The following is a 16,767-nucleotide window of genomic DNA, read 5'->3' as shown; positions in this document are numbered from 1 at the left end:
GATCGAGCCGCCCCGGTTCCGGAAAGGACCAAAGCGTCGCGCGGGAAGCGTTGCGCCTAGCCTTTAGGTCATGTTCTGCTAAGGATAAAGATATACGGCGGCGCGAAAGAAAAGCCGTTGCCTCTGGGGCGGGAAACGAAGCGTTGAACGGGTCTTGGAGCTCAGTGCCGGTCCGTCGTCCGGCTGCGGACTATCAGCTCTTTTGCCTGCCGCATGCCGGCGGCGGCGCTTCGATGTTCGTCCCGTTCGCGACGTTGCTGCCCGAGCGGATCCAGCTGCAGGCGTTCCTGTTGCCGGGCAGGGAATCCCGTTTCCGCGAGCCGCCCCATGACCGGATGGAGCCCCTGGTGGCGGCGCTGGCCGATGCGATCGGCCCGACGCCGCCGCCGCGCTACGCCCTGTTCGGCCACAGCATGGGGGCCCTGGTCGCGTTCGAGCTCGCCCGGGAGTTGCGCCGGCGCGGCCGCCGCCTGCCGGACCTGCTGATCGTGTCCGGTCGGCGTGCGCCCGATCGCCTGGTGGAGAACCGTCCGCTGCACGGCCTGCCCGACCAGGCGTTCATCGCCGAGATCCAGGCGCGCTACGGCGGCATTCCCCAGGTGATCCTGGAGGAGCCCGAACTGCTGGCGCTGTTCCTGCCGACGCTGAAGGCGGATTTTGCCGTGTTCGAGACCCACCGTTTGGCCGAGGAGCCGCCGCTGCCCTGCCGGCTGGCCTTCTATGGCGGCTCGGAGGATCCCCAGTCGGCGCCCGAGGCCAGCAACGGCTGGTCGGCGCTGGCCTCGGGCGGCGCCAGCCGGCGGATCTTCCCGGGCGGTCATTTCTACCTGACCGAGCAGCGGCCGGCGGTCGCGCGCGCGATCGGCGAGGACCTGCTCGTCGACGCGTTCCAGGCCGGATGACCGGGACACCCCCGGCCAGGGATCTGCGCGCGATCCTGCGCGAGGTGCTGGCGCGGCAGCTGGGCATCGAGCCCGGCGCCATCGACGAGCGCGAGCGCTTCCATCGCTACGGCCTGGACTCGGCCGGGGCCCGCAGCCTGATCCGGAAGCTCGGCCAGGAACTCGGCCGGCCGCTGGCCGCGACGGTGGTCTGGGACCATCCGACCCTGGAGCGCCTTGCCCGCCACCTGGAAGGTGCCACGGTTCAGGGCGGGCGCCCGCCGGTCACGCCGCTGGCGCCCGACGCGCCGATCGCCATTGTCGGCCTGTCCTGCCGCCTGCCCGGGGCCGCGGACCCGGCGGCGTTCTGGCAGCTTCTGCTGGAGGGCACCGACGCGATCCGCGAGGTGCCGCCCGATCGCTGGCCGATCGACCGCCTCTACGACCCCGACCCGCAGCTTCCCGGCCGGATGAGCACCCGCTTCGGCGGCTTCCTGGACCAGGTCGACCGGTTCGACGCCGAGTTCTTTCAGATCAGCCCGCGCGAGGCCGCGCAGATCGACCCGCAGCAGCGCCTGGCGCTGGAACTGGCCTGGGAAGCCTGCGAGGACGCCGCCTGGCGCACCTCCCGGCTGGCCGGCAAGCGGGCCGGCGTGTTCCTGGGGGCGATGTGGAGCGACTATGCCCGGCTGCTCGCCGACGCGGAGGGCATCGCCCAGCACACCGCGACCGGCCAGGACACCAGCATTGTCAGCGCCAGGATCTCCTACGTGCTGGGCCTGGACGGGCCGAGCCTGACCGTCAACACCGCCTGCTCCTCCGCCCTGGTCGCCGTGCACCTGGCCTGCCAGAGCCTGCGCAGCGGCGAATCCGAGCTGGCCCTGGCCGGCGGCGTTCATCTGGTGCTCTCGCCGGACAGCACCATCGCCATGACCAAGTTCGGCGCGATGGCCCCGGACGGCCGCTGCAAGGCGTTCGATGCGAGCGCCAACGGCTATGTCCGCGGCGAGGGCGGCGGCCTGGTGGCCCTGAAGCCCCTGGCGCGCGCCCAGGCCGATGGCGACCGGATCTACGCCGTGATCCTCGGCAGTGCCGTCAACAATGACGGCCCGAGCAACGGCCTGACCGCCCCCAATCCCGACGCCCAGCGCGCCATGCTGGACGACGCGCTCGCCGCCGCCAGGTTGGCGCCGGCCGAGATCGACTATGTCGAGGCGCACGGCACCGGTACGGCTCTCGGCGATCCGATCGAGGCGGGGGCGCTGGGTGCGGTGCTTGGCCGGGGCCGTGCCCCGTCCGAGCGCCTGCGGATCGGCTCGGTCAAGACCAATATCGGCCATCTGGAAGCCGCCGCCGGGGCTGCCGGCCTGATCAAGACCGTGCTGGCCCTCCAGGCCCGCCACCTCCCCGCCAGCCTGCATTTCCACGCGCCCAGCCCGCATATCGACTTCGAGAAACTGAACCTGCAGGTCCAGGCCAGGGGCGAGCCCTGGCCAGAGCGCGGCCATCCGCCCACCGCCGGGGTCAGCTCGTTCGGATTTGGCGGCACTAACGCCCATGTCGTGCTCCGGGCCGGCCCGGAGCCGGTCCGGGCCGCCGCCGATCCGGTATGGGTGTTCGCCGGCAATGGCGGGGTGTGGCCCGGCATGGGCCGCGATCTGCTGGCCCATGCGCCTGAGTTCGCGGAGCTGGTCGACCGCCTGGACCGCCATCTGGCCGGCCTTGGGTGCGAGTGGCGCCTGCGCGACCTCTTGAGCGATGGCCGGCTGGCCCCGCGCATCGAGGAGCCGGCCTTCGCCCAGCCGGCCCTTTATGCCTGGCAGCTGGGCGTGGCCGTGCTGCTGCGCGTCCACGGGATCGTTCCGGCCGCCGTTGTCGGCCACAGTGTCGGCGAGATCGCCGCCTCCGTGGTCGCCGGAATCCTGGACGAGGCGGACGGGCTGCGGATCGTCGTGGAGCGCAGCCGGCTCCAGGCCGAGACGGCCGGCCGTGGGACCATGGCGCTGGCCATGGCCGAGTCGCAGGCGGTCCTGCCCCTGCTGGGACCGGACATCGCGGTTGCCGGCCGCAACGCCCCGCGCGCCACCCTCCTCTCCGGCGCGCCTGAGGCCCTGGACGCCTGCCTGGCCCGGCTCGAGGCCGCGGGCATGACGGCGCTGCCGGTGCGGGTGCCGGTGGCCTATCACGGCCCGCAGATGGAGCCCCTGCGCCCCCGGCTGGAAGCGGCGCTGCAGGACCTCCGCCCCCGCGATGCCGCCATCCCGTTCTTCTCCACCGTCACCGGCGACCTCCTGCCGGGCGCCGCGCTGGATGCCGCCTACTGGGGTCGCAACCTGCGCCAGCCAGTGGCCTTCCACGAGGCGATCACCACGCTGGGAGAGGCCGGCCATCGCCGCTTCGTCGAGATCGGCCCGCACAGCCTGCTCGCCGCCGCGATCCGCCAGACCCTCCCCCAGGCCGACAGCCTGCCGCTCACCCGGCGCGGCGAGGACGAGATCGCCGCCATCGACGCGCTGGCCGGGCGCCTGGGGAGCCGGCGGGCCGGCGGGCGCTCCCGCCATCTGCTGGTGCTGTCGGCGCGCAGCGAGGCTGCCTTGTGGCAGCTGGCCGATCGCTGGGCCGGGCGCCTGCCGCAGGACTTCGCCGATCTCTGCCACACGGCCCTGGTCGGGCGGGAACGGTTCCCCTGGCGTCTGACGCTGCATGCTGCCGATGGCCAGGAGGCGCGCGCCAGGCTCCTGGCGCGCGAGGTGCGGACCGGCCACGTGCCGCCCGATCGGGCACCCGCCACGTTCGACCCTGCCCCACGCCCCGGCGAGGACCTGGCCGGTTTCCTGGACCGTGCCGCCCAGGCATTCGTCGCCGGCGACGAGATCGACGGCGATGCCTTTGACCAGGGCGAGCCCTGGCGGGTCTGTGCTGCGCCCACCTACCCGTTCCAGCGCCGCCGCCACTGGCTGCCCGCCCGCGCCCGCCACCTGGTCGACCCGGCCTGGCTGCTCGACCTCGCCTTCGAGCCCCAGCCGCCGCCCGGCTGGCCGGACCTGCCGCTCGCGGCCGAGGATCCCGAACGAACCCGGGCGCTCGACGCCCTGGCGACCCGCGCTGCCCGCGATGCCCTGGCGGCCGTGCCGCCAGCGGGCCGCTCGCCCCGCCATGCCAGGCTGACAGCACTTCTAGCCGGCTGGCCCGAACCGGAGCCGCCGCCCGCCGAGCTTGGCGACGGCCCGGACCTGCGCCTGCTGCAGCGCCTGGCCGCCCGCCTGCCCGAGATCCTGCGGGGCGAGGTCGAGCCGCTCGATGTCCTGTTCCCCGGCGGCGACTTCGCCGAGGCGCAGCGCCTTTATGCCGAGGCGCCCTTGTTCGCCGGCCCTGCCCGGGCGCTGGGCAAGGCCGCCCGCCGCTTCGCGAAAGCCCGGGGCGGCTCCTGCCGGATCCTGGAGATCGGTGCCGGCACTGGCGGGCTGACCCGCCATCTGCTGGACGCGCTGGACAGCGTCGATCTGGATTATCTCTATACCGACCTGTCGCCGGCTTTCCTTTCCTGGGGGCGGCAACAGTTCGGCGACTGGCCGGGCTTCCGCACCGGACTGTTCGACCTGGAGGCCGCCGCGCCAGCCGGTGGGTTCGACCTGGTGGTCGCCGCCAACGCCGTCCATGCCACCGCCGACATCCGCGCCAGCCTGCGGGCCGCCCTGGCGCAGCTGGCCCCGGGCGGCCATCTGGCCCTGGTCGAGCTGGTGCAGGCACCCCGCTGGATCGACCTGGTGTTCGGCACCACCGAAGGCTGGTGGCGCTTTTCCGGCGATCCGCGCCGGCCGGACCATGCCCTTCTGGACGCTGCCGCCTGGCGCTCGGTGCTGGAGGAGGTCGGCCTGGAGCCGGTGTCGATCCGGGAGGACGGCGATGCCCATGGCCTGATCGTCGCCCGACGGCCGTCCGGGCGCAGCTTCGGCATCCTGGGCCAGGGCCCCCTTGCCGAGCGCCTGGCCCGGGACCTGCCCGCCTCCGGCTCCCCCACCGATTTGGTCCTGGTGGCCGACGACCAGGACATCGCGGGCCAGCTTGCCCTCCTGGCCCCGGCCGACCCTGCCCGGCGCCGCTGGCTGGTCCACCAGGCCGGTGAGACCCAGGCTGCGCTGCGCGGCGCCTTCGCCGCCCTGGCCCTGGACCAACCGGAAACGGCGGCCAGCGCCATCGAGATGGCGGACGCCGAGCCGTCCAGCATCGCCCTGCTCCTGGCCGAACTGGATGCCGGCGGCGGCGAGGACCGGCTCCGCATCGACCAGGGCCGCCGCTTGGTCGCTCGCCTGCAACCGCGTGCCGAGCCGTTTGTCGAGACCATGCCGGTGCGGCCGGACGGCCTCTATGTCGTGGCCGGGGGGCTGGGCATGCTCGGCCGGGCGTTCGCCGGATGGCTGGTGGAGCAGGGGGCCCGCCACCTCCTCCTGGTCGGGCGCAGCCAGCGCGCTGATGACGCGGTCGAGCCCTGGCGGCTTGCCGGCGCAAAGATCCGTGTCGTGCAGCTGGACCTTGCCACAAACGACGCCGTCCCGGCCCTGGCCCGGCTGATCGACCGTCCCCTTGCGGGCCTGGTCCATGCCGCCGGCAGCGCTTCCGGCGATCCGGCCCGCCTGGTCGCCGACAAGCTCGCGATCGCCCGGACCCTCGCGGCAGTCGCTTCGGACCACCGGCCGGACTTCCTGGTCCTGGCCTCCTCGGCAGCCGGCGTCTGGGGCGTGCGCGACAATCCGGGCTACGCCGCCGCCAGCGCCGGCCTGGATGCCTGGGCCGCCGACGCAAGGCGCCGGGGCATCCCCGCCACCAGCCTGGCGCTGGGACGCCTGGCCGAGCGCGGTCTCCTGAGCCCAAAGGACGAGGCCGCCCTGGACGCTGCCGGGCTTGCCCCTCTGCCCCTGGCGGCGGTGTGCCGGGCCGCCCTGGATGCCGCCGCGGCCGGCCTGCCGTCGGTCGTGATGGCCCGCGCCGACTGGCCGCGCTTCCTGGACACGATCGAGAGCCGCCGCCGCCATCCTTTGTTCGACCGCCTGCGCCCGAAGGCCCCGGCTGCTGCTGCGGCGGCGGAGCGGCTGCCGTCCGCCCCGGCCCGTCCGCAGGCGAGGGTGCCGGAGCTGCGCCGGCTGGTGGCCGACATCCTGGGCCATGCCGATCCGGCCCTCCTCGACCCGCAGCGCGGCCTGTTCGAGCAGGGCCTGGATTCGCTCATGGCCCTGTCGCTGCGCCGCCGGCTGGAGGACGCCACCGGCTCCCCGGTGCCGGCCTCGGTGCTGTTCTCCCACCCTTCCATCGCCGCCCTGGAGCAATGGCTGGCGGGCCGCACCGGCGCCCGGGCGGTCCAGCCAGGGCCGGTGGCGGCCGACACCATCGCGATCGTCGGGATCGGCTGCCGCTTTCCCGGCATCCACGGGCCGGACGCCTTCGCCGAGGCCCTCTGGCACGGCACCGACCTGATCCGCCTGGTCCCGCCGGAGCGCTGGCCGAACGATCGCTGGTACGATCCCGACCCCACCCGACCCGGCCGGATCGCCAGCCGCTTCGGCGGCTTCCTGGACGGCGTCGACCTGTTCGACCCCGGCTTCTTCGGCATCAGCCCGCGCGAGGCGATCCAGATGGACCCGCAGCAGCGCCTGCTGCTGGAAACGAGCTGGGAGGCGCTGGAGCACGCCGCCATCGCGCCGGACCGGCTGGCCGGCACCGCCACCGCGATCTTCGTTGGCGCCACCGGCAGCGACTACGCGACCCTTGCCCGCCAGGCCGGGGTGGAGACCCTGGACGGCCACAGCCTGACCGGCCAGCCCAGCAACACCCTGGCCGGCCGCGTCGCCCATCTGCTCGGCACCGAGGGGCCGGCCATGGTGCTGGATACCGCCTGCTCCTCCTCGCTGGTGGCCTTCCATCTGGCGATCCGCGCGCTGCGCTCGGGCGAGGCCACCCTGGCCCTGGCCGCCGGGGTCAACCTGGTGCTGGCGCCCGAGAACTCGGTGATCCTGTCCCAGGCGGGCCTGCTGGCCCCGGACGGGCGCTGCAAGACCTTCGATGCCAAAGCCGACGGCTATGTCCGTGCGGAGGGCTGCGGCGTGGTGGTGCTGAAGCCGCTGGCCCGGGCGCAGGCCGATGGCGACCCGATCCTGGCGGTGGTGCGCGGCTCGGCGGTCAATCATGACGGCCGCAGCTCCGGCTTCACCGCCCCCAACGGCCTGGCCCAGGAAGCGGTGATCCGCGCCGCCCTGGCCGAGGCCGGACTGGAGCCCGCCGCCATCGGCATGATCGAGGCCCATGGCACCGGCACAAGGCTGGGCGACCCGATCGAGCTGGACGCGCTGGGCCAGGTGTTTGCCGGCCGCGCGTCGCCGCTCCTGGTGGGCTCGGTGAAGACCAATTTCGGCCACACCGAAGCCGCCGCCGGCATTGCCGGGGTCATCAAGGCGACGCTGGCGCTCAAGTCCGGCACGGTCCCGCCGCATCTGCATTTCGACCGGCTCAACCCGCACGTCGCCGCCACCGCCACCCCGATCCGGGTCCCGGTCGCGGCCGAGCCCTGGCCGGTCGACCCGCCCCGCGCCGGCGTGAGCGCGTTCGGCGCCAGCGGCACCAACGCCCATGTCGTCCTGGAGGCCCCGCCACCAACCGACCGGCCGGCGCCCGCCGGCGCGGATGCCCCGATCCTGGTGACCGGCGCCACGCCCGAAGCGGTGCGCACGCTGGGTCGCCGCCTGCACGCCGTCCTTGCCGCCGGCACCGTCTCCCTCGCCGACGTGGCCTACAGCATGGCCCAGGGGCGGGCGCGGCTGCCCTGGTGGGCGATCGCCCATGACGCCGCCGAACTCGACCGACTGGAGCCCCGCCAGGGCCCGATCCCCGAGCTTCCCGCGACCGCTGGTCGCCGGATCGCCCTGCCGACCTACCCGTTCGCCCGCGAGCGCTACTGGATCGCGCCGCCGGCACCGGCGAGGGACAAGGCGTGGCTGCAGCCGCCGCAGCGGATCGCCGGCACCGGCCTGGTGATCCTGAACGGCCGGCTCGGGCAGGACAGCGCCTGGATCCGGGACCATCGGGTCGAAGGAACCACGATCCTGCCGGCCACCGGCTTTCTGGCCCTGTGCGTGGCCGCCGGCGCTGCGGCCCTGACCCAGGTCGAGCTTTTGGAACGGCTGGACGTCCCGGAGCAGGGGCGCCCGATCCAGCTGGTCCGCCACCCGGACGGCAAGGTCGAGCTGTTCGCGGAGGACGGCGAAGACTGGCGCCGCACCGGCACTGCCCTGGCCGCGTCGGCCGCCGATGTCGTGCCGCTTCCGGCAGCGCCGTCCTCAGCCGTCACGATCGATGCGGTCCAGCACCAGGCCGAGCTTGCCGCTCGTGGCTTCGGGTTCGGCCAGGCCTTCCACCGCATCCGCACCCTGCACCGGACCACGACCCTGGCCGAGGCCGAGCTGGCCCTGCCGACCCTGCCGACCGATCTCGAGCCGGACCCGGCATCGCTGGACCACGCCCTGCAGACGCTGACCTCCCTGCTGCCGCCGGGCGAGACCTGGCTGCCGGCCAGGATCGGCCAGTTCGCCTGGATCGGCGGGCAGGCCACCCGGTGCCGGGCACGCCTCCACCGCGTCGAGGGCGACGAAGCGGTCGGCGATGCCTGTTTGCTCGGGCCGGATGGCGGCACCGTCGCCCATTTCTCGGGCATCCGCTTCCGCCGGGTCGGCGGCGGGTTCGACCGCTGGATCCACGAGATCCGCTGGCGTCCGGTCCAGGCGGAGCGTACCGCCCCCGGCCCCGGCTGGCATGTCCTGCGGGGTGCCGCCACCGACGTTCCGGCCGACGCCCAGGGCGTGGTCGACCTGCGCCCGCTCGATGCCCCCGACCCGGCCAGCTGCCTGTCGCAGACGGCAGGGCTGGTGCGCCTCCTGGCCAGCCGGCCCCGCCCGCCGCGCCTGCTCCTGGTCAGCCGGGGCGCCGCCAGCGCCCCGCCCGGCCTCGCGACCGAGCCGCCGGCAGCGGCGATCCTGGCCGGACTCGTGCCCAGCATCGACGCCGAGCATCCGGAACTGCGCTGCGCCTGGATCGACCTGGATCCCGCCGATGGCACGCTGCCCGAGGGCCTCCTGTCGGGTCATCAGCGCCTGGCGCTCCGCGGCGGCACGGCCCTGGTGCCGGAACTGGCCCGGGTCCTGCCGCTCCCCGCCGGCACCGTCTGTCTTACCGGCGGCACCAGCCTGGACGATCTGAAGCTCGCCCCGATGGCGGCGCGCCCTCCAGGCTCGGGCGAGGTCCAGGTCCGCATCCAGGCGAGCGGCCTGAACTTCAAGGACACGCTGGCAGCCCTTGGCCGCGTGCCCGGCGGCGAGCTCGGCCTGGAAGCGGCGGGACGGGTCACCGCCGTCGGCCCGGGCGTCGCCGACCTTGCCGAGGGCGACGCGGTGGTCCTGTTCGCGCCGGGCGCGCACCGGACCCACCTGACCCTGCCCGCCCATCGCTGCGCCCGCTACCCGGCCCCCCTGTCGCCCGCCTGCGCCGCCAGCCTGCCGATCGCGTTCCTGACCGCCTGGCACGGCCTGGTCGAGCTGGCCGCGGTGCAGCCCGGCCAGCGCGTCCTGGTCCATGCCGGTGCCGGCGGCGTCGGCATGGCCGCGATCCAGCTGGCGGTCTGGCGGGGCGCCCATGTCTTCGCCACCGCCAGCCCCGGCAAGCAGGACTGGGCGCGCCGCTCAGGTGCGGAGGCCACCGCGTCTTCCCGCGACACCGGGTTCGCGTCCGCGGTACGCGCATGGAGCGGCGGGCAGGGCGTCGATCTGGTGGTCCATGCCCTGGGCCAGGAGATCGCGGAGGCGTCGGCGTCGCTGCTTGCGCCGAACGGCTGCTTCATCGAGCTGGGCAACGCCGCCATGCCACCCCTGCCGCCGCAGGCCCGCCACCTGCGCTACGACCTGGAGCAGCCGCTCGCCGCCGATCCCGGCTGGTTCCGCGCGGGCATGGCCAGCATCCTGGAACTGGTGGTTGCCGGCACGCTCCGTCCGCTGCCCCGCACCGACCATGGCGCGGAAGCGGCCGGCGAGGCGTTCGCCGCCCTGGCCCAGGGGCGTACCGTCGGCAAGACCGTCCTGCTCTGGCCGGAGGATCGGCTCGCCTCCGGGACCTGGCTGGTCACCGGCGGCAGCGGTGCGGTGGGCGGGGCGATCGCCCGCTGGCTGGCGGAGCAGGGCGGCGGCCGCATCGTCCTGGCGGGCCGCCGGGCGCCTGCCGATGCCAGCTTCGAGACCGTCGCCCTCGACATCGGCGACCGCGACGCCGTGGCCCGGCTGCTGGAGCGGCTGCCCGACCTGGTCGGCATCGTCCATGCCGCCGGGATCGTCCAGGACACGACGCTGGCCAGGCTCGGCGACGACGCCATCGCCGCCAGCTTCCACGCCAAGCTGGAGGGCGCCCGCCACCTGGACGAACTCACCCGCGAGCGCAAGCTCGCCGCCTTCGTGCTGGTGTCCTCGACCGTGGCCCATACCGGAGCGGCCGGCCAGGCCGCCTATGCCTCGGCCAATGCCTGGCTGGAGGGACTGGCCGCCGCCCGCCGCCGCGCCGGCCTGCCCGCCACCGTGGTGGCGTTCGGCCCCTGGCAGGCCGGCATGTTCCAGGCCCTGGCCCCGGTCCATCGCGACCGGCTCCTGCAGCAGGGCTACCGGGCGATGGCCCCGGCCGCCGCCGCCGCCGCCGCGGGCGCGGTGATCCGGAGCGGGCTGGCCACCCGCTTCGTCATGGACCGCGTGGCGGCCGCCGCCACCGCGGCGCCCCCTGCCACGGCCAGCCTGCGCGACCGGCTGGAGAAGGCGCCGTCCGATGTCCGCCAGGACCTGCTGGGCGGGGAGATCGCGGCAGCAGCCCGCCGGCTCCTGGGCTTCCCGGAGGATACCCGCCTCGACCGCACCCGCGTCCTGCGCGACCTGGGCCTGGATTCGCTGCTCGCGGTGAGCTTCCGCAACGAGCTGGCCCGAGGCCTGGCCCTGGACCTGCCCGCGAGCCTGGCCTTCGACCACCCGACCCTGGACGCTCTCACCGTGCACCTGGACGGCCTCCTGTTCCCGAAATCCGATGGGTTCGACGAGCTGGAGGAGGACGACCTAGCCCGCCTGCTGGCTTCCGAACTGGAAGATTCCGCGTGAGCGAGGCCGCCGCCGACACGCGCGAACTGCTCAAGCGCGCCCTGCTGGAGATCCGCAGCCTGAAAGGCCGGCTCGCCACGCTGCAGCAGGAGATCCGCCCCCCGGTGGCGGTGACCGGGATGGCCTGCCGGTTCCCGGGCGGCGCCGATGACCCGGCCGCGTTCTGGCGCCTGCTGGTCGAGGGCCGGGATGCGGTGGGGCCGCTTCCGCCCGGCCGTGCCGCCGACGGGGGGCCGCCTCTGGGTGGCTTCCTAGATGATGTGGAAAGTTTCGACGCCGCCTGCTTCGAGATCACCCCGCGCGAGGCCCAGGCGATGGACCCGCAGCACCGCCTCCTGCTGGAGACGGTCTGGCAGGCCCTGGCCGATGCCGCGATCGAGCCGCGCAGCCTGTCCGGCAGCCGCACCGGCGTGTTTGTCGGCCTCGCCACCAACGACTTCGCCAGGCGCAGCCTCTCCTCCGGCGTCGACCGCTTCTACGGCAGCGGCACCAGCCCGGCCGTGGCCGCCGGGCGGATCGCCTATGCCCTGGACCTGAAGGGACCCTGCCTCACCCTGGACACCGCCTGCTCGTCCTCGCTCACGGCCGCCCATCTGGCGGTGCGGGCGCTGCGGGCCAGCGAGTGCGACCTGGCGCTGGTGGGCGGGGTCAGCCTGATGCTGTCCGGCGAGCTCAGCCAGAGCTTTGCCGAAGCCGGGATGCTGGCCCCGGACGGCCGCTGCAAGAGCTTCGACGCCGCCGCGAACGGCTATGGCCGCGCCGAGGGCGTGGGCGTGGTGGTGCTGCGCCGCCTGGCCGACGCCGAGGCGCAGCAGGACCGGATCCACGCGGTGATCCGCGGCTCGGCCGTCAACCAGGACGGCCGCAGCGCCGGGCTGACCGCGCCGAACGGCCCCGCCCAGGTCGCGGTGATCCAGGCGGCCCTGGCCGATGCCGACCTCGCCCCGGACGCCATCGACTTCGTCGAGGCGCATGGCAGCGGCACGCCGCTGGGCGACGTGATCGAGGCCCAGGCCCTGGCGACCGTGTTCGCCGGCCGCACCCGCCCACTCCTGGTCGGCACGGTGAAGAGCACGATCGGTCATGCCGAGGCGGCCGCCGGCATCGCCGGGCTGATCAAGGCGGTGCTGGCGCTCCGGAACGACACCGCGCCGCCCAACCTGCACTTTCGCCGCCTCAACCCGGAGATCCGCCCGGGCAGCCTGGATCTGGTGGTGCCGACCGAGCCCCGGCCGGGCATCACCCGGGTCGGAGTCAGCTCATTCGGCTTCAGCGGCAGCAACGCCCATCTGGTCCTGGAGCGCGCCCCGCCGGCCATGGGCACGGCCCGGCCGAAGCTGCCGCCGCCGGTATTCCGGCGCCAGCGCTTCCCGCTGCCCGGCAGCGCCCCCGCCACCCGCACGCTTGCCCCAAGCGACCCGCTCCTGGCCGGCACCGGCGGGCTCGCCCATCTGGGCGTGCTGCTGCACCTGCTCCAGCCGGCCCGGCAGTTCGCGGCCATCCGCTTCGAGCAGGCGCTGCAGGTCGACCAGCCCCGCGAGATCCGCCTGCGCCCGGCCGACGGCGCCACCCATCTGGAAAGCCGGGCACTCGGCGCCGCCGCCTGGACCACCCACCTGTCCGCCCGGCCAGCCCCGCCGGCAGCGCTCCAGCCCCCCCGGCTGCCGGATCGCCTGGCGACGCCGGTCCCGGCCGATGACCTCTATGCGGTCATCGAGGCCGCCGGCTTCGCCTATGGCGCCCAGGCGCGCTGCCTCGTCTCCATCCAGCTGCAGGACGATCTCGCCCTCGGCACGCTGGCGCCGGGCCTGACCCTGGCCGATCCCGGGGTGGTCGAGGCGGGAGCCCAGCTGCTCTACGCCCTGGTCGCGGATGCCGGCCAGCGCCCGCCCATGCTCGGCAGCTGCGCCTCCCTGGCCTGCGCCGATCCGGCCGCGCCTGCGAGCAGGGTATGGCTGCGCCTGCGCGAGCAGATCCCGGGCGGTCCCGTCACCGCCGATTTCGGCGTGCTGGCCGCGGACGGCACGCCACTGGCCGAGGTCGGCCAGGCGCGCTTCGCCCGCCGCCCGAGCTTCCTGCAGCGCTTCGGCCACGACCTCGTCTGGGACCGGATCCCGGCCCCCGCCACCGGCGTTGCGCCCAGCCTGGTACTGGGCGGCTCCGGCCTGCCCTGGGCCACGGCATCGACGATCGACCAGGCGGTGGAACGCCTGCGCAGCCTGGCCGATCCCCTCCTGCTGGTGGTGGCCGAGCAAGCGGAGCCACTGGCGGCCGCCACCTGGCTGGCCAGCCTCGTCCGTGCGCTTGGGACAACGCCCTGCCGCCTCGTACTCGCCACGCGCGGCGCGGTCGCGACCGGCCATGGCGTCGAATGGCCGGCCTCGCCCGGGGGTGCCGCAATCTGGGGGATGACGCAGGCCCTGGTTGGCGAGCAGCCAGGGCGCCGCTGTCGGCTGGTCGACCTGGACCCCGGCCGGCCCCTCTCAGCCCAGGCGGACGTCCTGGCCCTGGAATGCGCGGCAGCCGAACCCCGGGAAACCGCCTGGCGCAACGGCCAGCGCCTGGCGCGCAGCCTCCGCCGCGCCCTGGCCGCCCCGGCCGGCCCGCCCGCCCGCGCCGTGCTGCGCCAGGGCGGCAGCCCCCCGGAGATCGCATGGGAGGCGCTGCCGCCGGCCGGCCCGATCCCGGCGGGACATGTCGCCATCGAGGTGGTCGCCGCCGGCCTGAACTTCCGCGACCGGCTGGTGGCGCTGGGCCTGCGCCCGGCCGACCTGCCGCTGGGGGCGGACCTTGCCGGCATCGTGCGCGGCCTGGGCGCAGGCGTGGCCGACTTTCGCCCAGGCGACCTGGTGGTGGCCCTGGCCCAGCCGGCCCTGGCCGACCTGGTCGTGGTCCCGGCCGGTCTGGTCCGCCAGGCACCCCTGGCCGATCCGGTCGCCGCCGCGACCATGCCGCTGGCCTATGCCACCGCACGGGCGGCGCTCGGGCGGGAGGCGGCGGAGGGGCCGGTCCTGGTGCACCAGGCGGCCGGCGCCACCGGTTTGGCCGCGGTCGAACTGGCCCGGGCCGCCTGCCGCGAGGTGCTCGCCACCGCCAGTCCGGCCAAGCAGGCTTTTCTCGCCGCCCTGGGCATCACCGCCATCGCCGACAGCCGCACGCCCGCCGCCTGGCCGGCGCTGGGACCCGCCGCCCTGGCTATCGGGGCGTTCGGGCCCGAGCTGGCTTCGACGCTCGACGCCGGCCATGTCGTCGACCTCACCGGGCAGGGGGAGGCCGGGTTCGACCTGGACGCGCTCCCGGCCGCGCAGCGCGCCGCCGCCCTGGACGGCCTCGACCGGCTGCCGCCTCTGCCGGTCCGAGCGGTGGACCGGACAGGCCTCGCCCCGGCGCTGGCCGCGGTGGGAGAAGGCATCGGCCGGACCGTCGTGCTGCTGCGCGAGCCGCCCCGCGTCCGCATCGACCCGGACGGCGCCTACCTGGTCACCGGGGCGGCCGGGGCGCTCGGCCACCGGATCTCCCGCTGGCTGTCGGACCAGGGCGCCGCCCGGATCCTGATGCTGGACCGGGTCCAGGCCGAGCCGGTCCCGCGTGGCACCATGGTCGTGCAGGACATCGCCGACGAGGCGGCGATGCGCTCGCTGCTCGACCGGACCGAGCGGGACGGACCGCTTTTGCGCGGCATCTTCCACGCGGCCGCCCTCGCCGACGAGGGGCCGCTGGAGGCGCTTGGTCCCGAAAGGATCGCCGCCATTCTCGACGCCAAGGTCACCGGCGCGGAGATCCTCCACCGCCTGACCCTGGACCGCCGCGCCCGGCCCCGCCGCCTGGACCATTTCGTGCTCCTGTCCTCGGTCGTCAGCCTGCTGCCCTCGGCCAGCCAGGGCGCCTATGCCGCCGCCAACGCGGTGCTGGACAGCCTGGCGCACCGGCGCCGGGCCCTGGGCCTGGCCGGCCTCAGCCTCAATCTCGGCCCGGTCGCGGCCGGGATCGGCGACCGGATGGGCGAGCGCGCCCACCAGGTCTGGCAGCGCCACGGCATCGGCCGCCTCGACCCGGACGCCCTGGTGGCGGCCCTGCCGGAACTGCTGGCGACACCCTGGCCGCAGCGCGCCGTGCTGGACATCGACTGGGACGTCTACGGCCAGGACGGCGAGCCTCGCCCTGAACCCGCCCCCGCCAGCCTGGACCTTGCCGGCCTCCAGGCGATCCTGGCACCGATCGTGGGCGCGGCCCGGCCGGACAGCCTGGACCCCGACACGCCCCTGCTGAGCCTGGGGATCGACTCCCTGATGGCGGTGGAGTTCGCCCAGGCGATCGGCCGCGCCCTGGGCCGCCCGGTCCCCCGCACCTTCGTCTACAGCCACCCCAACCTGCGCGCCGCCGCCACAGCCCTGGCCAGCCCCAGGCCGGCGCCCGCAGCAAAGGCAGCGCCGGCCGAAGCCAGTGCGGGAGCCCTGGCCGTGATGGCGCCGGCCTGGGTCCCGGCCGAGGACGACCCGGCCTGGGCGGACGGCTGGCAGGTGCTGGGGGAGGGGCCGCTTGCCACCCGCCTGCGCCAGGCGCTTTCCCCGGGCGACGAACTGGTGGATCTGCGCCTCCTGGACGAGCCGGCGCGGGATGGGCCGCAGGCCCGGCGTATCCTCCTGGAGCGCTTCGCGCAGCTGCTGCGCGCCAGCCTGGGCCGACCGGCGCGCCTGGCCTGGGCCTGCCGCGAGGACGATCCGCTCGCCCCGCTGCTGGACGGGCTGATCGCCACCGCGCGGGTGGAATATCCGGACCTGCGCCTGCAGCGGATCGTCCTGGCGCCGGACCTGGCCGACCCGGCCGCCGCCATCCTTGCCGAGCTCGGCCAGGAGCCGCTGGAGCCCCTGGTGCTGCGGCACCGGGACGGCCGCCGCGTCCGCCGCTTCCAGCCGGCCGCGCCCCGGCCGTCCCGGCCGATCCGGGCGGATGGCGCCTACCTGGTCACCGGCGGCACCGGCGGGATCGGCCGGCTCCTGGCGCGCGACCTCCTGGACCGGGGCGCCGGGCGGGTGGTGCTGGCGAGCCGGCGCGGCATCCTGCCGGACGACCCAATCCTGTCCGATTCCTGCCTGGCCGACCCACGCCTTGGTGTCCGCGCCTGCGACCTCGCCGACGCGGCCGCCGTGGAGCGGCTGGTCAGGGAGCTGGCCGACGGACCCCTGCCGCTGCGCGGGGTGTTCCATCTGGCCGGCGTCACCGCCGACGGCCTGCTGGCCACCCAGGACGTGGCCGCGATGGCGCCGGCCTTCGCCGCCAAGGTCGATGGCGCCCGCCTGCTCGACCAGGCCACCCGGGGCGTGGCGCTCGACCATTTCGTGCTGTTCGGCTCGCTCACCGCGATCATCGGCCTGGCCGGTGCGGGCGCCTATGCCGCGGCCAACGCCATGCTGCCGCCGATCGCCAGGGAGAGGCAGGAGGCGGGGCTGCCCGGCATCGCCATCGACTGGGGCGCCTGGCAGGGCGTGGGGATGGCCGAGGCGGGGGCGGCTTGGCGGGATGGCCATCTGCCGGTCCATCCGGCCTCGCTCGCCCTGGCGGCGCTGCATGATTGCTTGCAGGTCGCGCCGTCGCACGTGGCGATACTGCCGCGTGGTGAAACCGGGACTGTGACATTGCCGGAAGCAAGGTTTCGATCTACGGAACGAGTGGAGAATCCACACCGACGCTCCTCGCCGGTATACTGACATTGATCG

Annotated in this window: 3 protein-coding genes; all 3 read left to right on the top strand. The window is 74.9% G+C overall.

Annotated elements, in window-relative coordinates; genetic code table 11:
* Positions 1–143 precede the first annotated feature (143 nt).
* The 3 genes from GEMRO_RS0106455 to GEMRO_RS32425 are packed head-to-tail and all read left to right on the top strand — an operon-like array spanning position 144 to position 16,758.
* On the top strand, positions 144–902 hold the full coding sequence (locus GEMRO_RS0106455; RefSeq protein ID WP_027133350.1) for a thioesterase II family protein: 759 nt from the start codon (positions 144–146) through the stop codon (positions 900–902).
* Positions 899–11,050: a type I polyketide synthase gene (locus tag GEMRO_RS0106450; protein WP_027133349.1), complete on the top strand. Its 10,152-nt coding sequence runs from the start codon at positions 899–901 to the stop codon at positions 11,048–11,050. The genes GEMRO_RS0106455 and GEMRO_RS0106450 overlap by 4 nt, the downstream gene beginning before the upstream one ends.
* Complete coding sequence (locus GEMRO_RS32425) at positions 11,047–16,758, top strand: SDR family NAD(P)-dependent oxidoreductase (RefSeq protein WP_051328764.1); 5,712 nt, start codon at positions 11,047–11,049, stop codon at positions 16,756–16,758. The genes GEMRO_RS0106450 and GEMRO_RS32425 overlap by 4 nt, the downstream gene beginning before the upstream one ends.
* Positions 16,759–16,767: the final 9 nt, after the last annotated feature.

It is taken from the genome of Geminicoccus roseus DSM 18922, from assembly GCF_000427665.1.
Lineage (GTDB): Bacteria > Pseudomonadota > Alphaproteobacteria > Geminicoccales > Geminicoccaceae > Geminicoccus > Geminicoccus roseus.
The sequence above is the reverse complement of the archived record's forward strand: the minus strand, read 5'-3'. Positions and strand labels throughout refer to the sequence as shown.

What these genes read in the sequence shown, in the direction of transcription:
- GEMRO_RS0106450 (WP_027133349.1), top strand. Translation starts at nt 899, where the DNA reads ATGACCGGGACACCCCCGGCCAGGGATCTGCGCGCGATCCTGCGCGAG.